This is a genomic window from Thioalkalivibrio sp. ALE17, assembly GCF_000425605.1.
GTDB lineage: Bacteria > Pseudomonadota > Gammaproteobacteria > Ectothiorhodospirales > Ectothiorhodospiraceae > Thioalkalivibrio.
The window spans coordinates 37996-62482 of sequence record NZ_AUDT01000012.1 but is presented as its reverse complement, the minus strand read 5'-3'; the positions used below and the strand labels follow the sequence as shown (position 1 = coordinate 62482).

Genomic DNA, 24487 nt, shown 5'->3' with positions numbered 1-24487 from the left:
CAGCCCTCTGGCCGATTCGGCGTGCGACTAGACTCGTCGGCCAGAGGGCTGGCCTCCTACAGGTCGCCGACGTAGGCGACCATGCGGCTGCGCATGTCGGCATCCGGAAGCGGGCCGTACAGCGCGCCCATGTTCTCCTCCATGTGCGCCACGACCGAGGTCGCCGGGATCGCACAGGTCACGTCCGGATGCGAGACGATGAACTTGAGCAGGAACTGCGGCCAGTTCGCGCATTCGATCTCCGCCGCCCAGTCCGGCAGAGGATGACCCTCGAACTGATTGATCAGCGCCTTGCGCCGAAACGGCCGGTTGGCGATCACCGCGACCCCGCGCTCCCGTGCCATGGGCAACAGGCGCTGTTCCGCCTCGCGGTCGAGGATGTTGTAGGTCAGCTGCACGAAGTCCAGATCCTCGCGCCGCAGGATACGCTCCAGCTCGTCGTGGCGGCGTCCGTGCGAGGTGGTCACGCCGATATAGCGCAGCTCCCCCGCCGTGCGACGCTCGCGCAGCGTCTCCAGGTGGGCCTCCCAGTTCTGCAGGTTGTGCACCTGCTGCAGGTCGAGCGTATCGACGCCCCACAGTTCCCGGGATTTCGCGTGCTGCTCGCGCCCGGTAGCGGTGCTGCGCGTCCAGACCTTGGTGGCCGCGAAGGCACCTTCCGGATGCCCCAGCTCGCGCAGCCCGTGGCCCACCACCGCCTCGGCGCGGCCGTACATCGGGGAGGAGTCGATCATTCCGCCGCCGCGACGGATGAAGGTGTCGAGGATGCGCGTGCGCACCGCCAGCGCCTCCGGGTCCTCCGGCACGTTGAAGGTAATCCAGGTCCCCATGCCGATCACCGGGATGCGTTCCCCGGACGACGGGATCGGCTTGCGCTGCGGTTCACGGCCTTCGGAGGCGCCCGCGACGACCGGCCAGCCCGCCCCGGCCGCAAGGGCGGAGCCGGCCATCCAGCGCAGGAAGGATCGGCGCGAACGCCGTGTGGACGTTGGTTTCATGGCCCGGATCACCGCAGGGGATTCAATCCGTGGGCCATCCGCCCAGGCCACAAGTTCCCTACGCAGCCGCCCGCAGATGTCGGGTGAGCGCCGAGACCAGGGGCTTCATGAAGTAGCGGCTCTCGGGGACCACCGTCGGGTGCACCCCGTGGGCGCGCAGCTCGTCGGCCACCACCGGGCCGATCGCGGCGACGACGGTGCGGCCGAGCGCTGCCAGCAGCGCGTCCTCGCGCCCCGCGTCGCGGGCGACGTGCAGCAGGCGCCGGACCTGGGCCTGGCTGGTGAAGGCGATCGCATCCACCTCCCCCGCGATCAGGGCCTCGATCAGCCCGCTCACGCGCCCGGTCTCGGCGGCGTCCGCATAGCGATAGGGCCAGACGGGAAAGACTTCGGCGCCCGCCTGCTCCAGGAACCCGAGCAGGCGGCGGTTGGGTTCCGCGCCGTAGAGCTGCACCCCGATGCGCTGCCCGGCCAGAGGCTGCCCGGAAAGGGTTTCGATGATGCCCTCGGTCGTCGGTGCGGCCGCGATCGCATCCGGCCGCACGCCGAAAGGCTTCATCGCCCGGCCGGGCTTGGGGCCGCGCACCAGGGTGGGCGTCCGCGCCACGGCCGCCAGCCAGGCGTCCTCTCCTCCGGCACGCCGGGCAAAGCCGGTCAGGCGGGTAAAGCCCTCGCCGGTCAGGAAGATCAGGCGATCGAACGGGGCCTCGATCGCCCTGTGCAACCAGGCCTCGATCGCCGTGCGGTCGGGGCTGTCGTGGATCGCGATCAGCGGGCAGCGCCAGACCTCGGCCCCGCGCCGCTCCAGCAGGCTGGCGAAGACCTCCAGCGCCCGGCTCTCCGGCAGGGCCACCCGGCGACCCGCGAGGCCACTGGCCGCCGCCTCCGGCAGGACGGATGCGGCCGTCACGCCGCGCTCGCCGCCGCGGCCCGCGGCCCCGGCCCCGACATCGGCATCGGCATCGGCTGCGGGAACACCGTGGAGGCCCCGGCATCCGGCTGGAACCAGGCCAGACGCGCGTGGCAGGCCGCCACCTCGCCGATCACGATCAGGCTGGGCGAACCCACCTGCTCGCGCTCGGCACGCGCGGCCAGGGTATCCAGCGTGCCGCTGACCACGCGCTGGCGGGCGGTGGTGCCGTTCTCGATGATCGCCGCCGGGGTCTGTCCGGCGCGGCCGGCACCCTTCAGCCCCCGGCAGATCTCGCCCACCCCCTTGCGGCCCATATAAAACACCAGGGTCTCGCGGGTACTGGTCAACTGCGACCAGTCCACATCCAGCCGCCCTTCGCGGGTATGGCCGGTGATGAACCGCACCGACTGGGCATGGTCGCGGTGGGTCAGCGGTATGCCCGCATAGGCGGCGCAGCCGCTGGCCGCGGTAATGCCGGGGACGACCTGGTAGGCCACGCCGTCGCGCGCCAGCACGTCCAGCTCCTCGCCGCCACGGCCGAACACGAACGGGTCGCCGCCCTTCAGCCGCGCCACGCGCTTGCCCTCGCGCGCCAGCCGGGAGAGCAGCGCGCTGATCTCCTCCTGCGGCACGCAGTGGTGGTCGCGCTCCTTGCCGACATAGAAGCGCTCGGCCTCGCGCCGCGCCAGGTTCACCACCTCGGAGGACACCAGGCGGTCGTAGACGACCACATCCGCCTGCTGCAGCAGGCGCAGCGCGCGAAAGGTCAGCAGGTCGGGATCGCCCGGCCCGGCGCCGATCAGGTAGACCTCGCCCGGCGTACTAGCCGCGGCGTCCGCCAGTTCCTGTTCCAGGCGCGCCTCGGCCGCGTCCATGCGCCCGGCCAGGGCCAGCTCGGTGGCCGGCCCGGCAAAGGCCCGCTCCCAGAAGGCGCGGCGGGCGTTCACATGGTCGAAACGGGCGCGCACCCGGTCGCGTAGCCGCCCGGCGAGATCGGCCAGCCGGCCATAGCCGGCCGGGATCAGGCTCTCGATCTTCGCGCGCAGCAGGCGCACCAGCACCGGGGCGCGGCCACCCGAGCCGATCGCGATGGTCAGCGGCCCGCGCTCCACAATCGCCGGCAGGATGAAGCTGCAAAGCTCGGGCTGGTCGGCCACGTTCACCGGGATCGAGCGCGCGACGCAGTCCTCCGAGACCTGGCGGTTGACCGCCGCATCGTCGGTGGCAGCAATCACGATCGCCACACGATCCAGGCATTCGGTGTCATAGACCCCCGGATCGCGTCTGATCGACCCCGTTTTCTCGCGCAGCAGGCGCTCGGCGGCCTCGCTGTACTCGGGGGAGCGCAGGCGCACTCGCGCCCCGGCCTCCAGCAGCAACGCGGCCTTGCGCGTGGCCACCGGCCCGGCCCCGACCACCAGGGCCTCGCGGCCGTGCAACTGCATATAAATCGGCAGGTGTTCCATGCTTATCCCTCCCGCGCCACGGGGTTCGTGGGCACCTCGGCTTCTTCATTCAACAGGGTCTGGATCTCGGGTCGGCAGGAGCCACAGTTGGTCCCCGCCTCGAGGGACGCACCCACGGCCTCGCAGGTGGCCAGCCCCTGCTCGCGGATCGCGGCTCGGATTCGCGTCTCGTCCACGCCGAAGCAGGCACACACCATGCGCCCGCGCGCGACCTGCCCGTTCGGCGGTCGCCCGGTCAGGAGCGCCATGCGCTCGGTATCGCTGATGGTCTCGGCCGCGAACAGGCCCGCCAGCCACTCGCGCTCGGGCAGGCCCCGGTCGGGACCCGCGAACAGCACGCAGGCGAGCCGGCCCTCGTGGATCCGCGCGGCGCGGTAGCGGCCCCCGGCGGGATCGGCGAACTCCAGCCATTCCCCCGGCCCGTCCAGGCGTTCGCGCCACGCATCCATCGTGGGCGGTGCGCCCCGCCCGGCCAGTTCGATGCGCAGGTGCCGGGGACCACGGGCGGTGACCGCATAGTCGGCTGCGGGCGCAGCGACCGGCTCGCGGCTCAGCACGAAGCCGTGCCAGTCCAGCGCCGCCGGGCACACGGCCACAGCCGTGTGCTTGAACGCCGGCTGACCGGAGACCGGGTCGACATGCGCGGGCACCAGCGCATCGACCCGGGCGAGCCGCGCGATCGGCCGGCTCCAGTGCATGGGCACGAACACGCTGCCCGGGCGCTGCTCGCGGCTCACCTGTACCCGCGCCAGCAGGCGTCCGTGGCGACTGGTCACCTCGGCGAGATCGCCGGCCTGGACCCGGAACAGCCCGGCATCCACCGGATGGATCTCGACGAACGGCTCCGGCTGATGCGCACTCAAGCGCGGGGTGCATCCCGTACGGGTCATGCTGTGCCACTGGTCGCGGATGCGGCCGGTGTTCAGGCGCAGCGGATAGTCGGCAGCGACGGGGTCGGTCGGGGCCTGCGGAGTCACGGCCGCGAGCCGCGCCCGGCCATTGGCGGTGAAGAAACGGCCATCGGCATAGAGGTGTTCGGCGCCCGTCCGACTCCCCGCCGGCAGCGGCCACTGCACCGGCTCCAGGGCCTCGTACTCGGCGTCGGACAGCCTGGCCAGTGCGCCGATGTCGAAGTCGCGCGTGCCGTGGTTCTCGAAGGCGGACAGCGCCGCATGCTCGCGGAAGATCTCGCCCGGATGGGTATAGGGAAAGGCGTCGGCGAAACCCAGCCGCTGCGCGACTCGGGCCAGCGCCCACCAGTCGTGGCGGGCCTCGCCCGGGGGCGCCCGGAACGGGCGCTGGCGCGAGATGCGGCGCTCGGAGTTGGTTACCGTGCCGTCCTTCTCGCCCCAGGTGGTCGCCGGCAGCAGGACGTCGGCCACCCGCGTGGTCTCGGTCTCGCGCACGCAGTCGGAGACCACGACCAGCGGGCATTCGGCCAGGGCCTGCTCGAAGCGCGCGGCCTCGGGCAGGCTGAACAGCGGATTGGTGCCGATGATCCAGACCGCCTTCACCTGCCCCGACTCGACCGCGCGGAACAGGTCCAGCGCCTTCAGCCCCGGCTGGCGGGCGAGATTCGGCGCGCCCCAGAAACGCCCGACCCGGTCCAGGGCCGCGTCGTCGAAGCCCATATGCGCGGCCAGCTGGCTGGCCAGTCCGCCGACCTCGCGCCCGCCCATCGCGTTCGGCTGGCCGGTCAGCGAGAACGGGCCCATGCCCGGGCGCCCGATGCGGCCGGTGGCCAGGTGGACGTTGAGGATCGTCCCGGCCTTGTCCACGCCGCTGTCGGACTGGTTGATGCCCTGGCAGAAGGCGGTCACGGTGCGTTCGGTACGGGCAAACCACTGGAAGAACGTCGCCACCGCCTCCGGCTCCAGCTCGCAGGCCTCGGCGGTCGCGGCGATCGACGGGCTGGAGGCCCGCGCGGCCGCCAGGGCATCGGCAAAGCCGTCGACGTGGCGCTCCAGGAAGCCGGGGTCCAGCGCATCCTCCCGGCGCAGGTGGTCCAGCAGGCCGTTGAACAGCCAGGCATCCGTGCCCGGCGCCAGCGGCAGGTGCAAGTCGGCCGCCTGGGCGGTGGCCGTGCGCCGCGGGTCGATCACCACCAGCTTCATCCCGGGCCGCGCCGCGCGGGCGGCCTGCAGGCGCTGGAACAGGACCGGGTGGGCCCAGGCCATGTTGGAGCCCGTCACCACGACCAGATCGGCCTGCTCGAGGTCGGTATAGCTCCCCGGCACGCCATCCACCCCGAAGGCGCGGGTATGGGCGGCCACGGCCGTGGACATGCAGAGCCGGGAGTTGGTGTCGATATTGGCCGAGCCGACGAAGCCCTTCATCAGCTTGTTGGCGACGTAGTAGTCCTCGGTCAGGATCTGCCCGGAGACGTACAGGGCGACCGCATCCGGCCCGTATGCCGCGATGGTCTCGCGAAAGCCGTCCGCCACATGATCCAGCGCGGTCTCCCAGTCGACGCGCCGCCCGCCGATCTCCGGGTGCAGCAGCCGGCCCTCGTCATCGAGGGTCTCCGCCAGTGCCGCGCCCTTGGAGCACAGGCGACCGGCATTCGCCGGATGGGCGAGGTCGCCGCGCACCGCGACCGGAAACTCGCCTTCCGGCGTCGCGGTCACCTCCACGCCGCAGCCCACCCCGCAATAGGGGCAGGTCGTGCGGGTCACCGACTCAGCCGTGGCCATCTCAGCCCGCCTCGCGGCAGGCGACCGGCACTGCCGAGGGATCGTCCGCGGAATTGGCCGTGGCGCCGGAGAGATCCAGCCACACCTGACCGTCGGTCACCCGGATCGGGAAGGCATGGGTGCAGCCACTGTCCGCCCCGGTGGCCTCGCCGGACTTCAGGTCGATCACCCAGTTGTGCAGCGGGCAGGTCACGCGCTCGCCGTGGACGATGCCCTGCGACAGCGGCCCGCCCTTGTGCGGGCACTGGTCGCGCAGGGCAAACACGCGGTCATCCGCGGTGCGGAACACGGCGATGTCGCCGTTCGGGCCCGCCACCACGCGCGCACCCAGCGGCGGGATGTCCTCGAGCGGACAGATCGCGAGCCAGCTCATGCCGACACCCCCTGGCGCGGGGCCGCGTCCACCGGCGTGATCGGGATGAACTCGTGCGCCGCATGCCCGGCGGCCCGCTCGGCCCAGGGGTCCACCTGCGCCACCTCCTGCGACTCCAGGAAGCGGGCGTACAGCGCGGCGCGGTTCCCGGCGTCGTCCACCAGGCGTTCCTTCACCCGGGTCAGCCCGACGCGCTCGATCCACGGGGCGGTGCGCTCCAGGTAGCGCGCGTCTTCGCGGTAGAACTGCATGAAGGCCCCGGCGTACTCGAGCACCTCGGCCTCGGTCTCGACCTTGCAGAGGAAGTCGGTGGCGCGGACCTTCACGCCGCCGTTGCCGCCCACGTGCAGCTCGTAGCCCGAGTCCACGCAGACCACGCCCAGGTCCTTGATCGTGGCCTCGGCGCAGTTACGCGGACAGCCGGAGACCGCCATCTTGAACTTGTGCGGGGTCCAGGAGCCCCAGGTCATCCGCTCCAGCTGGATGCCGAGCCCGGTCGAGTCCTGGGTGCCGAAGCGGCACCACTCGGAGCCGACACAGGTCTTCACCGTGCGCAGGGCCTTGCCGTAGGCATGCCCGGAGACAAACCCGGCGGCGCCGAGATCGCGCCACATCGCCGGCAGGTCGACCTTGTTCACCCCCAGCAGGTCGATGCGCTGGCCGCCGGTGAACTTGACCGTGGGCACCTGGTAGCGCTCGGCCACCTCGGCGATCGCGCGCAGCTCGGCCGGCGTGGTCACCCCGCCCCAGATGCGCGGCACAACGGAATAGGTCCCGTCCTTCTGGATGTTGCCGTGGGCGCGCTCGTTGATGAAGCGCGACTGGGCATCGTCCTGGTAGTCCTTCGGCCAGGCCGCCAGCAGGTAGTAGTTGAGCGCCGGACGGCAGACATGGCAGCCGTTCGGGGTCTTCCAGTCGAGGGCCTCGAACACCGCCGGCATCGACTTCAGGCCGTCGCGGGCAATGGCCGCGCGCACCTCGTCGTGGCTGTGGTCGGTGCAGGCGCAGACCGGCTTTTTCGCCGGGGCGTCGGAGTAGTCGCCGCCCAGCGTGGTGGCGAGCACGGACTCCACCAGCCCGGTGCAGGAGCCACAGGAGTTCGACGCCTTGGTGTGGGCACGCACGTCCTCCAGCGTGAACAGCTTGTGCTCGCTGATTGCCTGGACGATCTCGCCCTTGCACACGCCGTTGCAGCCGCAGATCTCGGCCTCGTCGGGCATCGCCGCGACCCGCGAGGCCTCGTCGCCGTGGCCGGAGTCGCCGATATGCGCCTGGCCGAACAGCAGGTTCTCGCGGATGTCGGCCACTGGCGTGGCGTCCCGCATCAGCTGGAAGTACCAGGAGCCGTCCAGGGTATCGCCGTACAGCACGGCCCCCTGGATGCGGTTGTCCTTCAGCACCAGACGCTTGTAGACGCCGCGCGCGGCATCCTTGAACACCAGGTCCTCGGTGGTCTCGTCACCGGTGAAGTCGCCGGCGGAGAACAGGTCGATCCCGGTCACCTTCAGCTTGGTGGAGGTCATCGAGCCCTCGTAGCGCCCGATGCCGTACTCGGCCAGGTGGTTGGCGCAGACCTTCGCCTGCTCCCACAGCGGCGCGACCAGGCCGTAGGTGGCGCCACGGTGCTGCACGCACTCGCCGACCGCGTAGATCGACGGGTCATAGGTCTGCAGGGTGTCGTTTACCACCACGCCGCGCTCGCAGTGCAGCCCGGCGGACTCGGCCAGCGCGGTGTTCGGGCGGATGCCCACCGCCATCACCACCAGATCCGCTTCGATCTGGCTGCCGTCGGTGAAGCGCACGCCGGTGACGCGGTCCTCGCCCAGGATCGCCTCGGTCTGGTGCGCCATGCGAAAACGCATGCCGCGTTCCTCCAGCGAGCTGCGCAGCATCCCGGCAGCCTCGGCATCCAGCTGGCGCTCCATCAGGTGGTCCATCAGGTGCACCACGGTGACCTCCATGCCCTGGCGCATCAGGCCGTTGGCGGCCTCCAGGCCCAGCAGGCCGCCGCCGATCACCACCGCATGCTGGTGTGCGCGGCTGGCCGCGAGCATCGCGTCCACGTCGTGGATGTCGCGGAAGGCGACCACGCCCTCCAGTTCGTGCCCCGGCACCGGGATCATCACCGGATCGGAGCCGGTCGCCAGCAGCAGGCGATCATAGGGCGCCTCGGTGCCGTCCTCGGCGATCACTCGCCGGTTCACGCGGTCGATCCGCTCGATGCGCTTGCCCTTGTGCAGGGTGATGCCGCGTTCGGCATACCAGGCATCGTCGTTGAGCATGATCTCGTCGACGGTCTTCTCCGAGGCCAGCACCGGCGAGAGCATGATGCGGTTGTAGTTGCCCCAGGGCTCGGCACCGAACACGGTGATGTCGTACATGTCCGGCTTGAGCTTCAAAAGCTCCTCGACCGTACGCATCCCGGCCATGCCGTTGCCGATCAGGACCAGCCGCGGCTTGTCGTTCGCGGTATCCATCACGCGGCCTCCGACTCGGGGTTCTTGTGGCGCTCGTGGAGAAAGCGCAGCACCTCGGCCCGGTAGTGGTTGTAATCGGCGTTGTCGGCCATCGCCAGGCGCTCGCGCGGCTTCGGCAGGTCGATCTCCAGAATCTCGCCGATGGTCGCGGCCGGGCCGTTGGTCATCATCACGATGCGGTTGGACAGCAGCACCGCCTCGTCCACGTCGTGGGTGACCATCAGCACGGTGTTGCCCAGCTCGGCCTGCAACCTCATCACTTCGTCCTGAAGATGCGCCCGGGTCAGCGCATCCAGCGCACCGAAGGGCTCATCCATCAGCAGGACCTTCGGCTCCATCGCCAGCGCTCGGGCGATGCCCACGCGCTGCTTCATGCCACCGGAGGTCTCGCCGGGGTACTGATCCCTGGCATGGGTCATGTGGACGCGTTCGAGATTCTCCAGGGTCCAGGCGTCACGCTCGGCGCTGGCAGCCCCGCTGCGCACCTTGTCCACCGCCAGACGTACGTTCTCGTACACGGTCATCCAGGGCAGCAGGGAGTGGTTCTGGAATACCACGGCACGCTCCGGTCCGGGCTCCACCACCTCGCGATCTTCCAAAAGAACGCCCCCGGTGGAGGAACGCAGCAGTCCGGCCACGATGTTCAGCACGGTGGACTTGCCGCATCCGGAATGCCCGATGATGGACACGAATTCGCCTTGCTGGACCTTCAGATTGACGTTGTTGAGCACGTTGAGCGGCCCGCGCGGGGTGGCGAACGTCATGTCCAAATGGTCGAGATTGAGATAGTGACTCATGGGTCTCTCCTTACGCGGGTGCGTAGTCAAAGCGTTTCTTGATCAGGCCGACCGCGCCGTCCAGGGCGATACCCACCAGGCCGATGACGAAGATCGACACGATGATCGAGGCCACATTGAGGTTGTTCCATTCATCCCAGATGAAGAATCCGATCCCGACCCCACCGGTGAGCATCTCGGCCGCCACGATCACCATCCAGGCGATCCCGAGCGCGAGGCGCATACCCGTCAGGATGTAGGGCATGGTTGCGGGGACCAGGATCTTGCGCGCCGCTTCCAGACGCCCCAGGCGCAAAACCTGGGACACGTTGGTGTAGTCGCGCGGAATCGCCTGCACCCCAGCGGCGGTATTGATCACGATCGGCCAGATGCTGGTGATGAAGATCACGAAGATCGCCGAGGGGTTGACCGCCTGGAACACCAGCAGACCCAGCGGGAGCCACGCCAGGGGCGAAACCGGACGCAGGAGCTGCACCACCGGGCTGATGGCGCGACGAGCCGTGAGGGACGCGCCCATCATCAGTCCCAGTGGGATTCCCACCAGTGCCGCCAGGCCGAAGCCCGCCAGGACGCGACCGAGGGAATACAGCACCTGCCAGCCAATCCCCATGTCGTTCGGGCCGTAGTCATAGAACGGATTGCCAAGCAGATAGACCGCCTCGGCCCAGACCTGCCCCGGGGTGGGGAGATCCGGAGCGACCGTGGACTGGAGCCAGACCCAGCCCCCCAACAACAGGGCGAACGCGACCAGCGGGAGTACCAGCACCGGAAGCCAGCGCTGCAGTTTCTCCGCCATCACCTCGAACCGGTCATCGTGCACTCCACCGGCCTCTCCCGGCGTACCCACGCGTGCATCCGGTTCCGGTTCGGCCACCGTTTCGGCAACCGTACGGGCCTCGATATCGTCAGCGACCTCGCGATCCACCGCGAGACGCATGTCGGCGTAATTCGTAGACACGGGGGCCTCCTTTATCCGTTCGCCGCGGCAAGGTCGTCCAATGCGACTTTGCGGCTATGTACGTCGAATCCGGCGACATACCCCGTCAGGTCGTCGGGATCGTAAATCCGGCCATCAATGAACCGATCGGGGCCCATCGCGATGGGCGAGGAGGCCTCTTCCAATGTCCAGTGATCCTCTCGGGTGCCTTCCTTTTTCCAGTCGATTTCCGGATAGTCGACACCCACCTCGGCGGCCGCTTTCCGGTACAGGTCCGGTCGATAGACCTTCTCCGCAACCGCACGCATGTCGACCGGATCCTCCAACTGCCCCCAACGGGCCATCTGCGTGACGAACCAGGCCGCGTGCGAACGCCACGGAAAGCTGGCCGCGTAACGATGAAATACGTTGAAGTCCGGGAAGGGTTCGGGATCTCCGTCCGGGGTGAACTGCAGTGTGCCCGTCATCGACATGGCGACGACGTGTTCGGGCGCGTTGACAAAACGGCGGCCCGAAATGATGCGCACCACCTCTTCGCGGTTTTCAGGCTTGTCCATCCACTCGTTGGCCTCGATCAAGGCACGCAGCGCGGCCTGGTGCGTATTCGGATGTTTTTCCGCCCAGCTCTCGAGTACGCCGAACACCTTCTCTGGATTGTTGTTCCAGATCTCGTAGTTGGTCACCAGGGTCTTGCCGATCCCCATGTCCACCGCACGCATGTTCCAGGGCTCGCCCACGCAGTAGCCATCCATGTTGCCCGCGCGCAGGTTGGCCACCATCTGGGGTGGCGGGATCACGACCAGGCGTACATCCCGATCCGGATTGATCCCGGACGCGGCCATCCAGTAGCGCAGTTCATAGTTGTGCGTGGATACGGGGAACACCATGGCGAAGGTCATCGGGGCACGGCCAGCTGCCTGGTCGGCATCAATGACCTTCTTCAGGGCGCGCGCGGAAATCGGCCGTTCGTTCATGGCCTCGGGATCGGCCTCGACCATCCGGTCGTAGAGCTCGTTGGAAACGGTGATCGCGTTGCCGTTGAGGTCCATGCTGAACCCCGTGATCGTGTTGCGCTGGGTAGCACCCACGCCCAGCGTCGCGGCAATCGGCATTCCCGCCAGCATGTGCCCGCCATCCAGGCTCCCAACGGAGACCTTGTCGCGGATATTGGCCCAGGAAGCCTCCTTGGCCACATGGACGTCGAGACCGTGGCGCGCGAAATACCCCTTCTCCTGGGCAACGACCAGCGGGGCACAGTCGGTCAGGGGGATAAATCCGAACTCCAGGCTGGTCTTTTCCAGCCCTTCGGATCCCCCGGCATAGGCCGCCGCCCGGAAAAAGTCCGGATGCATCCCCAAGGCGGCGCCACCTGCCAGAACGCCGCCGGCCTGAAGGAAGCGCCGGCGCGACAGGCCGGCGGTCTTTTTCGTGTCATTCGTGTGATCGGTCATTGCGGGTTCACTCCCCTTGTCAGCAAACACATCCCAAAAACGAAAAAAGGCGCCGCATCAGCCCGGCCGCGTTTGCAGCCGGGTGATGGACGCCTTTGTCCAGTCCCATCGGAGGCCCGGTCACCGGGTCTCCCTGTTGTCAGGCGACGAACCGCCGTTGGCTCGTCTTACCGATACTCCTGCAGGAGGTGTGCCAATTCGCCGTTACGAATCGACCCCGCGAGGCACAATCGCGCCATGGCACGGGAAAATCGGATGGTTTCGAACATCGGGTCGAACGTTTGCGGGAAGCCCGAAGTCCCGAAGCCGATCCCGGAGGCACCAACCTGGGGCGCGCTGGCGGTGCAGATGAACCGGGCTGGTGCACTACCTGTAGGAGCCGCCCTGGCGGCGAAGCCCCTGCCAGTGTCCGCCACGGGCAGGGGCTTCGCGGGCAAGCCCGCTCCCACAGGGGCACCCCCACCGGCATCCCTTTCCCAAGGCTGGCTACAGGCCGCCCTTGCCCAGCAGATCGGACATCGCGACGGTCGCCTCGGCGACCTCGGCCAGGCGCCGGTTCTGGTTCATCGCCGTCTGGCGCAGGAGCTTGTAGGCCTGATCCTCGCTGAGGCCACGGTGCTGGATCAGCAGGGCCTTGGCACGCTCGATGGTCTTGCGCTCGGCCAGGGCCTGGCGTGCCGCATGCAGCTCGTCCTCCACCGACTGCAGCCGGGCCGCCTGGCGCTGCACCAGGTCCATCACCGAGTGTCCGACGATCGGTACGTTGAGTGCGGCATCGCCCTCCTCCTGCGAGGGCTCCAGCCCCTCCGGCGCGCCGAAGAACACCGCATACGGCACGCTGTCGCGCAGTTCCGACTCGGCGAGTTGCGCAACCCGGTCACGCACCGCGCCGAGGTCCGCGCGATCCGCCGTGATGCGTGCCGAGCAGCACTCGTTCAGGTGCATCTCCAGCAGATCCTCGATCTCCTTCATCGCGTCGATGCGCGCGGTGGTACAGGCAAACCATTCCTCGGCCCGGGCGGGGTCGTGGTGCCCGGAGGCCTCGGTACAGGCCCGACGGCGAAGGCGCTCGATGTCCGCCGCGAAGGCCGCCGTCTGCAGTTCGCGCCAGGCGGCACAGGCCGCCGGTGCCGCGAACTCGGAGAAGATACGGAACGCCCGTTCCTGGGCATCGATCCGATGGACCAGCGCCTGGCGCAGTTCGGGCTCGAAGTTCGCGGCGCCAAACCCGGCGGCCCCGATCGCGCGCTCCTGCCCTGCCAGTTCCTTGCCCTGCATGAAGTTCAGCAGGGCCACCAGGGCCCGCGAGACCTCGGGATCGGTCGCCGAATCCGCAGCCTCGAACACCAGGGCCATCAGGGCGCGAATCAGCTCGCTGAAGCCGCGAGTCGAGTCCATCGGGCTCAGGGTCAGCTCCAGGACCTCCTCGCGCAGGCTGCCCAGGCCGGACAGGCCATGCAGCGCCAGCGCCATGCGCCCCAGCAGCCGGCTACGGCCATGGGCGCAGGCGTCCGGGGCCAACCAGCCATCCAGGTGCTCGCGGAACGCGGCCGCGGCGGCGTCCGATTCGGCCCGGTACTGCTCCAGTTCGCGGGTATAGCGCTGGCCGCCGGACCCGATCCAGAGGCTGGAGGCCCCGCGCTCGCGCTGCAGGGCATGCACCAGCGCGCGGATGCGCCCGACCAGCTGCACCGCCTCCAGCAGGCGCTCCAGGCTCACCACCTCGCACTTGCGCGAGGCGACCAGGAAATCGCCAATGGACTCTTCGAGGGAAAAACTCGGGGGTGTGTTCTGGGTCATGCTCGTCGTCCGTGAATCACTCCCGGAACAAACAAGCATGCAATGTGCCAGTTCGACCGACTGACAGCGGGGGTACAAACAAAAACGGGCGGGGCATCACGCCCCGCCCGCGGAACGGCCCGGCCGATCAGAAGCTCATGGAGCGGTCGAACTCGGCGACGGCCTGGACGTAGTGGCCCATGCCGGCCATCTCGGCGTTCGGCAGGAAGTTGTGCTCGCCGACGTCGCGACCCTTGGCGCAGGCCTCGCAGGCCCAGAACGGAACGCCTTCACTCACCAGCGAATCCACGATGTCCTTCATTGCCGGCATGTTGTGGCCGACGATCTTGTCGTACACGTTGCGGTTGGCGATGTTCACGGCCTCGCCCTGCAGCCAGACGGTCACATCGTGGCCCTGCTGCTTGGCCACATTGGCGGCGATCATGCCAAGCGTGGCGCGGGTCGGGTCGTCGGTACCGGCGGTGACGGCAACAATAAAGCGCATGGGAATCTCCCGGGGTTGAAAAGGTGCGAAAACGGTAGCGGCCGGCAAGCGGCGCGTCGATTTCCCACAAGCCAGGGAGAAACAATCGGCTCAGGGGGCGCCCTTCGTGGTGAGACTGTTGCGATAGAGCTTGAACGCCATCAACAGCCAGGGCACGGCATGGACGACCAGGTCGAGCACGTCGAGTGGCCGGGTCAGCTCCCCGGCAAACAGCCAGCGCAGTTTCTCTGCGACATGCGGCTCGGGGATCCAGGGGGCCAGGCCGACGGTCGCAACCAGCAGTGCGAACAGCCAAAGGGGGGCCCGATCGACCCAGTAAAGGAAGCGTTTCATCGCGCGCATGCTACCCAAGCCTCGTCAGCGGCGCAGCCCGGAGCCGCGATCGTCCTTGCCCGCGCGGACCGGGATGACTAGAATCCGTCCAGCTTCAGGGGAGTAGCGACTCGGGTGGCCTGGCCTCACCGGGGTCTGCATCAACAGATTCGGTTCTCCGTTCGGAGGCCCGTGGTGCAGACAGCCCCGCCGCCGATGCGGCACCGGGCCCCGCGAGACCTGTGGCATTGCGCCAGCATCCGTGGCCGGGTGGATGGTGCGATGTCACTTGTCTTGCCCATCCACCCGGCCCGGAAGACCGTCATGGAAGCCCTGCTCGTCTCCACCGTCATCGTCGCCATCGCCGAGATGGGCGACAAGACCCAGCTCCTCGCCCTGTTCCTGATCTGCCGTTACCAGCAGACCTGGCCCATCATCTGGGGCATCGTGGTGGCCACGCTGGCCAATCACTTTCTCGCCGCGCTGGCGGGCGTCTGGATCGGCGCCAGCATCCCGGACGAATGGCTGCGCTGGGGGCTCGGGATCGGGTTCATCGTCATGGCCGCGTGGGTGCTGGTCCCGGATGGCGAGGACGAGCTGCCGGCCGCCTCGAAGCACGGCGTGTTCTGGACCACCACGGTGCTGTTCTTCCTGGTCGAGATGGGCGACAAGACCCAGGTCGCCACTGGCGCGCTGGCCGCGACCTTCGACAGCCTGATCCTGGTCGTGATCGGCTCGACCATCGGCATGGTGCTCGCGAATGCCCCGGTGGTGTGGCTGGGCCAGCGCTTCGCCTGCCACCTGCCCCTGCGGCTGTTACGCGCGCTCGCCGCCCTGCTGTTCCTCGCCCTGGGCATCGGGGTCCTGCTCGCCTGGGTCTGAGGAAGATACTGAGGTCAGCGGCGCCTCGGTGTGCAGTGTCTTCTGGCCCAGCCAGATGCGGCGCACCAGACGCGGCAGCAACAACAGAAGCGCCAGCACCGCGAGCAGGGCCAGCCCCAGCTGGACCCCGCTGTCGGCGCCACTGGCCATCTCCCGGGTGGCGTGCCCCAGCCAGGCATAGGCGAACAGGCTGGGGATCAGGGCGACCATGGTCGTCAGCGCGAAGACCGGCAGCGGCAGCCGGACCAGTCCCAGGGCGTAGTTCGTCGGCGCGAACGGAAACACTGGCACCAGACGGGTCAGGGCCACAACCCGCCAGCCCTCGGCCTCCACATCCGCCCGCAGCCGCGTGCTGCGCGGCCCCATGCGCGGGGCCAGCCAGGGCTGCAGCCAGGTACGCGCCAGCAGGAAGGCAATGACCGCCGCCAGGGTCGCTGCCAGCAGGCTGAGGGCGGCGCCGGTGAAGGGGCCGAACAACGCCCCGCCCAGCAGGATCCAGAAGGTACTGGGCAGCGGGAACAGGGCCAGCAACATGAAGGCGAGCACGAACACCAGATAGGCACCCGCACCCCAGCCCCGCAGCCAGGCCTCCACCTCGCCCAGCGGGAAGCCAAGGCTCGGCCACTCGGTGGTCAGCAGGATCCACGCCAGCGACACGCCGAACAGGATCGCCGCCACCGTCAGCCACCGCTTGTGATGCCGGATGCGCAACCCGGTCAGCCCTCCGCGCCGGGGTTGTCGCCCGCGTCGCGCAGGCGGTCCAGGCGCTCCGCCAGCGCGCGCTCGGTGCCGTCCCGGCGCGGGCTGTAGAAGCGCGCGTCCTCGAGGCCTTCCGGCAGGTACACCTGACCGCGCGCGAAACCATCCGGTTCGTCGTGATCGTAGCGATATCCCGCACCGAAGCCCTCCTCGCGCATCAACTCGGTCGGCGCGTTGCGCAGGTGCAGCGGCACACCCGCGCTGCCGCTATCACCGATCGCCGAACGTGCCTCGTTCAGGGCCGCATAGGCGCTGTTGCTCTTGGGTGCGGCGGCCAGTTCGATCACCGCCTGCACCAGCGCCAGGTCGCCCTCCGGCCGCCCCAAACGCTCCATGGTCTGCCAGGCGGCCAGTACCCGCGCGCCCAGCCCGACCGCGGCAAGGCCGATGTCCTCGTAAGCCATACGCAGCAGGCGCCGGCCCAGGTAGTCCGGGTCGCATCCGGCATCCAGCATGCGGGTCAACCAGTACACGGCGGCATTCGGATCCGAGCCGCGAACCGATTTGTGCAGGGCGGAGATCTGGTCGTAGAAGGCATCGCCCTGGCGGTCGAAGGCCAGGGACTGCGCGCCCATGACCGCGCGCAGGGCATCACCGGTAATGGCCCCGTCGCGGGCGAGATCGGAGGCGGTCTCCAGCCAGTTCAGTGCGCGCCGGGCATCCCCGTCCGCGGCCCGCGCCAGGCGCTGGCGCTCCTCCGGTTCCAGGGTCAGGCCGCGCCCGCCCAGGCCTCGCTCCGGATCCTCCAGGGCGCGCTCGATCAGGGACTCGACCGCATCCGCCCCCACCGCCTCCATGCGATAGACCCGCGCCCGCGACAGCAGTGCGCTGTTCAGGGCAAACGAAGGGTTCTCGGTGGTCGCGCCGACGAAGGTCAGCGTGCCGTCCTCGATATGCGGCAGCAGCGCATCCTGCTGGCCCTTGTTGAAGCGGTGGATCTCGTCGATGAACAGCAGCGTGCCGACGCCGTTACGCCGGCGCGCCTTCGCGGACTCCACAACGGCGCGCACGTCCTTCACCCCGGCCAGCACGGCGGACAGCGTGACGAGTCGCTGGGCGCCGGCCGCGGCCACCAGTCGCGCCAGCGTGGTCTTGCCGCAGCCGGGCGGGCCCCACAGGATCATCGACGGCGTCTGGCCCTGCTCGATCGCCTGGCGCAGGGCGGCATCCGGGCCGACCAGGTGGTCCTGGCCGACCATCTCGTCCAGCCGCGCCGGACGCATGCGTTCGGCCAGCGGCGCGGTCGGGTCGGGGCCAGCCGGGGGCGGCTCCGGTTCGGGTTCGGGCGACGCCATGTCCGGGTCCGGGCCGAACAGATCGCCATCGAGGGAATCGCTCATAACGGAGATTGTAACCCTTCGGGCGAAAACCCTTTTTTCACCACGAAGCGCACGAAGGCACGAAGAAGGTCAAGGCCGGATTGCACCACGGAGGGCACAGAGAACACGGAGAAGAGCTGGTGTTGGGGTTGGGAACATCCACGGCAAAAGGGATGTACGAACGCTCCGTCCGGAATGACAGCGCGCAGGGCGTCTGTCCAGACACACCATGACGGATGGTTCGGCGTTGCGGGGTGGACGGGATTACACCAACGTCGTCACGTAGCCCGGGCCGTCGGCATTCAGGCCAAAGCGCTACAGTTCCTGCGCCCTCCTTGCAGTCTACCCACCCTCCTGCAAAAGTCCTTGACCTTCTTCGTGCCTTCGTGAGCTTCGTGGTGAATAACAGGACGCGGGCTTGGTTACGGGCGGTAGATGTCGGTGCCGGACGGCGGGTCGAAGGTGAAGACGGCCGGGTCGAGGTCCGCGTTGCGCTCGGTCTCGTGGAAGCGGATCACGGTCTCCTGGCCGAAGATGTCGCGGAAGGCCATGCGGGTGAGTTCCCCCTCCGCGGTCAAGTCCAGGTCCAGGCTGGTGAAGTCGGCCTGCTCGTTGCGCGGCACCAGCACCAGGCGCAGGGCGTCACCCCCCGGCACCGGGCGCAGCGACATGCGGAAGTGTTCGTCCAGGCGCTCCGGCTGAGTGATCGCGGCGATCGGGGTCGCATCGAAGGCATCGCCCAGCGGGCGCACCGTGGCCTGCGACAGGTCCGGGTCGTACATCCACAGGTCCTGCCCGTCGGAGACGATGGTCTGCGGGAACGGCTCGGTCACCTCCCAGTGCAGGCGGTTGGGCATGCCCAGCTGCATGCGCCCGTCGGACTCCTGCAGCACGTACCCCGTGTCGTCGCGCACCGTCTGGGTGAACACGGCGGAGAAGCTCTCCAGCCCGTCGACAAAGCGATCCAGCGCGGCGCGGGCATCCGCAGCGGGCGTGCGGTCAGCCGCCTGCACGGCGCCGGCGAACAGCACGGTCGCGACGACCACGGCCACCAGCAAGCGGGGAAGAAGACGAACGTTCATGCAAGCTCCGGAAGGATGGTTGGCCTCATCCTGCGCCCGGTCGCTTAACCGGGCGTGAATGTATCGTTCGGGGATGGCGCACCACGTCACCGATCGGGAACATGGACCCTGTCGCTGCGCCGGGGTTCAAGGCACTCAGTCGTTCGGGCCGGGGACCAGGACCTCGCGGTTGCCGTTCGACTGCACCGGACTGACCAGGCCGGCGGCTTCCATGTCCTCGACCATGCGCGCGGCCCGGTTGTAGCCGATCTTCAACCGACGCTGGACGAACGAGATCGAGGCCTTGCGCGACTCGATGACCACCTGGACCGCCTGGTCGTACAGTGGGTCCGACTCGCTCTCGCCCCCGTCGGGCGATTCCAGCCCGGGGATGCTGGCGGCACCCGCCTCCGGCTCGTCGAGGATGGCCTCGTTGTAGTCCGGCTCGCCGGTGGATTTCAGGTACTCGACCACCTGGTGCACCTCGTTATCCCCGACGAAGGCCCCGTGCACGCGCTCGGGCATCGCCTTGCCGGGCGGGAGGTAGAGCATGTCGCCGTGGCCCAGCAGGTGTTCCGCCCCCATCTGGTCGAGGATGGTGCGCGAATCCACCCGCGAGGAGACCTGGAAGGCAATACGGGTCGGGATGTTCGCCTTGATCAGGCCGGTGATCACATCCACCGACGGGCGCTGGGTGGCCAGGATCAGGTGGATGCCGGCGGCACGGGCCTTCTGTGCCAGGCGCGCGATCAGCTCCTCGACCTTCTTGCCGACCACCATGATCATGTCGGCAAACTCGTCGACCACGATCACGATAAACGGCAGCGGCTCCAGCTCCGGCGCCTCGGTCTCGGTAATCGCCTCCTCGGGCTTGAACAGCGGGTCCTTCAGGGGCTCGCCAGCGGCCTGGGCATCGCGCACCTTCTTGTTGTAGCCGCCGATATTGCGCACGCCCATCGCCGACATCAGCTTGTAGCGCCGTTCCATCTCCGCCACCGCCCAGCGCAGGGCGTTGGAGGCATCCTTCATGTCGGTCACGACCTCGCACAACAGGTGAGGGATACCTTCGTAGACCGACAGCTCCAGCATCTTCGGGTCGATCAGGATCAGCCGGACCTCGTCCGGGGTCGCCTTGTACAGCAGCGACAGCAGCATGGCGTTCACGCCCACCGACTTGCCGGAACCGGTCGTCCCGGCCACCAGCAGATGCGGCATCTTCGCCAGATCGGCCATCACCGGGGCGCCGCCGATATCCTTGCCCAGCGCCATGGTTAGCGGCGACTTGTTCGAATCGAACAGGTCGGAGCGCAGGATCTCGGAGAGCGCCACGATCTCGCGATTCTCGTTCGGGATCTCCAGGCCCACCGTGGACTTGCCCGGGATCACCTCGACGATGCGCACCGCCATCACCGACAGCGAACGCGCCAGGTCGGTGGACAGCCCGGAGATACGCGAGGCCTTGACCCCGGCGGCCGGTTGCAGTTCGAAGCGCGTAATCACGGGGCCCGGCTGCACCGCGACCACCTCGACCTCCACGCCGAAATCCTTCAGCTTCAGCTCGACCAGCCGCGACAGCGCCTGCAGCGACTCCTCCGAAAAACCTTCGGGCGGCGGTGGCGGCTCGTCCAGCAGCGACAGCGGCGGGTGCGGATCGGCCCCGCTGCCCTCGGTGAACAGCGGGACCTGCTTCTCCTTCTGCACGCGCGGGCTGGGCGGCGGCGTCTCGATGCGCGGCTCTACCCGCGAGGGCGGCCGCTTCTCGGTGCGCTTGCGTTCCTTTTCCACGCGGGTCTCGCGCTCGGCGCGTTCGCGGGCGCCGATACGCCGGTCACGGGCTGAGTCGATCGCCGCGCGGGTCCGCTCCCAACCGCGCACGGCCAGCTGGCCAAGACGGTCCATCAGCAGAAACCAGGACAACCCAGTGAACAGGGTCACCCCCGCGAGGAACAGCGCCAGCAGGACCAGCGTGCCACCCACCAGGCTCAACCCGGCGACCGCCCAGCCACCGAACAGATCGCCCAGGATGCCGCCGGCATGCACCGGCATGCCGCCCGGCATCAGGTGCAGCGCGGCCAGCGCCGACCCGGCGATCAGCGCCACGATCAGCGCCAGGCCCCGCACGGTCAGCTCCATCGGGCTGGCGATCTGCGCCTCGCGGCGATGCCGGAACAGCCACCAGCCAATGCCGGCGACCGCCAGCGGGATCAGGTAGGCCAGATAGCCCAGCAGGTGAAAGGCGATATCCGCGAACCAGGCCCCGGTGGTACCGCCGAGATTGCGCAGGCCCTCGCCGTCGCCGGTGGTCGACCACGCCGCATCGCCGGGGTGATAGCTGGCCAGCGCCACCAGCAGATAGAGCGCCAGCATGCCGAAGATCAGCAGCGCGCCCTCGCGCAGCCCGCGCAGCAGCTGCCCGCTCAGGCTCGGCGGGGCCACCGGCTCCGCCGTCTTCTTGCCCTTGCCCCCGGTCTTGGCCTTGCTTGCGGCCATGCACTCCCCACTGGTCAGGCCCGCGCCGCGGGCAACTCGAATCATCGCGCAGTTTACCGGTTAAACCGGCGTTCGTGGGCGCGCCCGGCCCGGGCTGCGAACCGGTTCCGGGTCGGCGGACCAGATCCATCCCTCGCGCGCGGCGATCGCGGCCTCGTCTGCCGTCGGCGCAACCGCCTGCCCGTCCAGAAAATCGGCCCCGGCCAGTACGCACAGCACGGCATCCACCACATCGTCAGTGACATCGTCCAGGTCCGGCACGGACACCTCGAAGGACCCCGGAAGCCGGGCTCGGACGTCGACCCGAGTCTCCCAGCCTCGGACCTTGCGCAAGGCGGCCGGATACACCTCGATCGCGGTCGAATCGGCAATCGGCCCGGCCACCCTGGGCAGCGGAAGCGACTGCCCGCTGTGGTCGCGCAGGGCCTGCAACAGGTTGACCGCCGCCAGCGCGGTGCGCGCGATGAAGTTCGCCCCCACCTCCAGCGGGCGTTTGCCAAGGCGCTCCCGGATCACCCGGTCTGTATGACGGTGGAACATTGCATCGGCGTGCGCCGCGATGCCCGCCCCGGCCTGGTGCCCGGCCAGCTCGCTTGCCAGGCTCGATGGCCAGCCAAGCGGCGCATCCAGGCACAGCAGAACGGGCTCCGGCGTATCCATCCAGCCGCCCAGGATCGCGGCGGGCGGTTCAGTCGGGGATGCGCGCCGTGCCGCCTCCAGACGCAGAACCCCGCCGGACCAGCGGGCCAGAGCCAGGCCCGTCTTGCGTGGCTGGGTCGCACAATCGACGCCGATGATGCGGACGGTGCCGCTCACGGCCGCCGGCCCCAGACCGCGAACACCGGATCGGCATGCCCCAGTCGCCCGGCATACGGGTCGTCCGGGGGTCTCGGCAGCCCACGCAGGGAGAAGGTCGACAGATCCACGAAGCCGGCGCGCAGAAAGACGTCGAGGACCAGCCCCATGCGCTCGAAGTCGTACAGCGGCTCCCAGGCCGCGATCGCCTTGGTCGGAAAGCAGCGATCGGAGAACGTGACCATGAACACCCCGTCCGGGCGCAGCACCTCGCGTACCGCGCGGAACACCGCCTCGGGCTGCGTCAGGTATTCGACCGACGCGGTACAGACCACGGCATCGAAGCTCGCCGCCGCATACGGCAGTTCCGGACGGAGGTTCAGGTCGTGCACCAAGGATGACGTCAGCCGGGGGTTGTCCGCCAGTTCCTCGGCGTTCATGCCCAGCCCGATCACGGCTTCCGGTGCCTCGACCCGGTCCAGGTGGGACTCCCAGCTGCTCATCAGGTCGAGCACCCTAGCGCCTGGCGGGATGCAGGCGCCATACAGCGCGGCGATCTCGGCCCGCGCGGTCGCGTCCAGGTGGTGCACCCGGCGCGGCGCGGCATAGAACACCGCATCGGACCCCGGGTCCGCGCGCCCCAGCGCCCCGTCGACCCAGAAATCAGTCGGCCGTCCACGCCAGCGGGCCTGCATGCCCGGCCCGCGGGCCGTCAGCAGCCGGGCGACATCCACCGCCCGCTCATCGTCACGCCCAACCTCGTGGCGCGCCATAACCCGCGCCTGCAGCCGCAGGTCGTGCCCTGCCAGCGGATGATTCAGATCCGCCACCAGGTGATCACCCTCCAGCGCCCCGATCCGGAACAGCTCGCGATCCCCGGCCTCGATCCCCGCATGACCGGCAAGGAACGCACGCGGGTAGAAACGCCCCGCACGGGGCTCCACCCGGCGATGCCGGCGCAAGCCCCGGTTGAACGCCGACGCCGGGAGCTCCAGCACGCGATCGGGCTCCCCTTGCGGAACCAGGGCCGCGGCGGCCTCGCGGGAGGCCTCGTGCACCGCCCCCGCGCCCGAGCCGCGCAGGGCGGCCCCGAGATCGCCCGGCCAGCGGTCCCGTTCCAGCTCCAACCACGGCAGGAACAGACACTCCCGGTGACGGGCCTCGGCACTCGCCCAGTCCAGCGTGAAGCCGACATCCACCGCCATTCCCTGCGTCGGTCGCGCTTCACTGTTATTCGGATTGGCGAATGGATCCCGCATGAACACCCTCCCGTAGACTGCCTCGTTGACGATCTTCCGGTTATGGTACGGGCAAGCCCCCACCGGATGTCCGCATGCCCCGCACCCTCTGCTCGCCCCCGTTTGTGTCGCTGCTGGCCGGCGCAGTGTTCGTGTTCGCCACGTTGCTGAGCCTGCCGTCCGCTCAGGCCGAGGGAGATGGGGCCAGCGGCATCGGCGCCGACTCGCCCCTGCGCGTGGGGACGCGCTTCGTGCCACCGTTCGTGATTGCGCCGGAGGAGCCGGGCGCCGCTCCTTCCGGCATTGCCATCGAACTGTGGGAGCGGGTCGCCGAACGCATGGAACTGGACTCCGACTACCGGGAGACCAGCCTCGAGGGACTCATCGAGGACCTGGGGGATGACCGTATCGATATCTCGGTCGCGGCCCTAACCGCGACCGCTGAACGCGCCGAACGGGTCGACTTCACCCATCCGTACTACAGCACCGGGCTGTCGATTGCCGTGCCCCAGCAGGGCAACCCGGTCGCCGGGGCCCTGCGCGCGTTCATCTCCATACCCTTCCTGATGGTCATCCTCGCGCTCTCCGGACTGCTCCTGCTGGTGGGTGCGCTGCTCTGGCTGTTCGAGCGCCGGCGCAACGCTGACGAGTTCGGCGGCAGTGCCGCACAAGGGCTCGGCTCCGCGTTCTGGTGGGCCGCCGTGACCATGACCACGGTGGGCTATGGCGACAAGGCCCCGCGCACCCTGCCCGGCCGCGCGATTGCGCTGGTCTGGATGTTCGCGGCGCTGATCCTGGTCTCCACCTTCACCGCCGCCATTGCGACCACGCTGACCGTCAGTTCGCTGGACACCGGCATCCAGAATGTCTCCGACCTGGAGGGCCAGCGCATCGCCACCATCGGCGGCTCCAGTGCCGCCGCCTGGCTGGACGACCAGGGCTTTGCCTACCGTGACCATGCTGACCTCGCCACCGCACTGGGCGCAGTCGCCGAGGGCCGGGCCGACGCCATGGTCTACGACGCTCCGCTGCTGCGCTATCAGGTCCGCGAGCACTTTGCGGGGCAACTGGAGGTTCTGCCGGTCGAGTTTCTGCGCCAGGACTATGCCCTCGCCCTGCCCCAGGGCTCGCCGCTGCGCGCCCCGATGAACGTCGCTATCCTCGAGATTCTGGAATCCGACGAGTGGCAGCGGGTGCTGCGGCGCTATCTCGGCAACTGACGGAGCCTGTCACGGGGAGACA

Annotated in this window: 20 protein-coding genes; 2 read left to right on the top strand and 18 right to left on the bottom strand. The window is 68.9% G+C overall.

The window, feature by feature from the left end:
* Positions 1–56: 56 nt before the first annotated feature.
* The 12 genes from H609_RS0108720 to H609_RS0108660 all read right to left on the bottom strand — a co-directional run bounded on the left by H609_RS0108720 (position 57) and on the right by H609_RS0108660 (position 14722).
* Positions 57–998, bottom strand: a complete 942-nt coding sequence (locus tag H609_RS0108720) for an aldo/keto reductase (RefSeq protein WP_026280636.1) — start codon at positions 996–998, stop codon at positions 57–59.
* Between the two features lie 58 nt (positions 999–1056).
* A complete protein-coding gene (locus tag H609_RS0108715; protein WP_018879839.1) occupies positions 1057–1908 on the bottom strand; it encodes a uroporphyrinogen-III synthase in 852 nt (283 codons plus the stop codon).
* Complete coding sequence (gene cysG, locus H609_RS0108710; protein WP_019558260.1) at positions 1905–3377, bottom strand: siroheme synthase CysG; 1473 nt, start codon at positions 3375–3377, stop codon at positions 1905–1907. The genes H609_RS0108715 and cysG overlap by 4 nt, the downstream gene beginning before the upstream one ends.
* A gap of 2 nt (positions 3378–3379) precedes the next feature.
* On the bottom strand, positions 3380–6070 hold the full coding sequence (locus H609_RS0108705) for a nitrate reductase (RefSeq protein ID WP_028484762.1): 2691 nt from the start codon (positions 6068–6070) through the stop codon (positions 3380–3382).
* A 1-nt stretch (position 6071) separates the two neighbouring features.
* Positions 6072–6443 carry a nitrite reductase small subunit NirD gene (gene nirD, locus H609_RS0108700; protein ID WP_028484761.1) on the bottom strand — a complete coding sequence of 124 codons (372 nt, stop codon included), beginning with the start codon at positions 6441–6443 and terminating at the stop codon, positions 6072–6074.
* The gene (gene nirB / locus H609_RS0108695; protein WP_028484760.1) at positions 6440–8920 is read right to left on the bottom strand and encodes a nitrite reductase large subunit NirB; all 2481 of its coding nucleotides are present in this window, start codon (positions 8918–8920) and stop codon (positions 6440–6442) included. Before nirB ends, nirD begins: the two co-directional genes overlap by 4 nt.
* Entirely contained in the window at positions 8920–9717 is a 798-nt protein-coding gene (locus H609_RS0108690; RefSeq protein WP_028484759.1) for an ABC transporter ATP-binding protein, read from the bottom strand. Before H609_RS0108690 ends, nirB begins: the two co-directional genes overlap by 1 nt.
* 10 nt (positions 9718–9727) lie before the next feature.
* Positions 9728–10675 carry a nitrate ABC transporter permease gene (gene ntrB / locus H609_RS0108685; protein WP_026280635.1) on the bottom strand — a complete coding sequence of 316 codons (948 nt, stop codon included), beginning with the start codon at positions 10673–10675 and terminating at the stop codon, positions 9728–9730.
* 11 nt (positions 10676–10686) lie between these two features.
* Positions 10687–12105, bottom strand: a complete 1419-nt coding sequence (locus H609_RS0108680) for a CmpA/NrtA family ABC transporter substrate-binding protein (RefSeq protein ID WP_018879832.1) — start codon at positions 12103–12105, stop codon at positions 10687–10689.
* A gap of 486 nt (positions 12106–12591) precedes the next feature.
* A complete protein-coding gene (locus H609_RS0108670) occupies positions 12592–13905 on the bottom strand; it encodes a nitrate regulatory protein (protein WP_028484758.1) in 1314 nt (437 codons plus the stop codon).
* Between the two features lie 127 nt (positions 13906–14032).
* Positions 14033–14389, bottom strand: coding sequence for a DsrE family protein (locus H609_RS0108665; protein WP_017941855.1), 357 nt, complete (start codon positions 14387–14389; stop codon positions 14033–14035).
* 90 nt (positions 14390–14479) lie between these two features.
* Positions 14480–14722: a hypothetical protein gene (locus H609_RS0108660; RefSeq protein ID WP_019590155.1), complete on the bottom strand. Its 243-nt coding sequence runs from the start codon at positions 14720–14722 to the stop codon at positions 14480–14482.
* A 303-nt stretch (positions 14723–15025) separates the two neighbouring features.
* Here H609_RS0108660 and H609_RS0108655 point away from each other — a divergent pair, with 303 nt between their 5' ends.
* The gene (locus H609_RS0108655; RefSeq protein ID WP_028484757.1) at positions 15026–15583 is read left to right on the top strand and encodes a TMEM165/GDT1 family protein; all 558 of its coding nucleotides are present in this window, start codon (positions 15026–15028) and stop codon (positions 15581–15583) included.
* Here the strand turns inward: H609_RS0108655 and H609_RS0108650 are convergent.
* From H609_RS0108650 to H609_RS0108625, 6 genes are all read right to left on the bottom strand, one after another.
* The gene (locus H609_RS0108650) at positions 15518–16294 is read right to left on the bottom strand and encodes a TVP38/TMEM64 family protein (protein WP_018876968.1); all 777 of its coding nucleotides are present in this window, start codon (positions 16292–16294) and stop codon (positions 15518–15520) included. The genes H609_RS0108655 and H609_RS0108650 overlap by 66 nt on opposite strands.
* 5 nt (positions 16295–16299) lie before the next feature.
* On the bottom strand, positions 16300–17682 hold the full coding sequence (locus tag H609_RS0108645; RefSeq protein ID WP_028484756.1) for a replication-associated recombination protein A: 1383 nt from the start codon (positions 17680–17682) through the stop codon (positions 16300–16302).
* Between the two features lie 401 nt (positions 17683–18083).
* The gene (lolA, locus tag H609_RS0108640) at positions 18084–18743 is read right to left on the bottom strand and encodes an outer membrane lipoprotein chaperone LolA (protein ID WP_028484755.1); all 660 of its coding nucleotides are present in this window, start codon (positions 18741–18743) and stop codon (positions 18084–18086) included.
* 135 nt (positions 18744–18878) lie between these two features.
* A complete protein-coding gene (locus H609_RS0108635; protein ID WP_038036209.1) occupies positions 18879–21212 on the bottom strand; it encodes a DNA translocase FtsK in 2334 nt (777 codons plus the stop codon).
* Between the two features lie 60 nt (positions 21213–21272).
* Entirely contained in the window at positions 21273–22028 is a 756-nt protein-coding gene (locus H609_RS0108630) for a DUF429 domain-containing protein (protein WP_018876972.1), read from the bottom strand.
* Entirely contained in the window at positions 22025–23266 is a 1242-nt protein-coding gene (locus H609_RS0108625; protein WP_028484753.1) for a methyltransferase domain-containing protein, read from the bottom strand. Before H609_RS0108625 ends, H609_RS0108630 begins: the two co-directional genes overlap by 4 nt.
* Before the next feature lie 74 nt (positions 23267–23340).
* Here H609_RS0108625 and H609_RS0108620 point away from each other — a divergent pair, with 74 nt between their 5' ends.
* Positions 23341–24465, top strand: a complete 1125-nt coding sequence (locus tag H609_RS0108620; protein WP_028484752.1) for a transporter substrate-binding domain-containing protein — start codon at positions 23341–23343, stop codon at positions 24463–24465.
* Positions 24466–24487 lie beyond the last annotated feature (22 nt).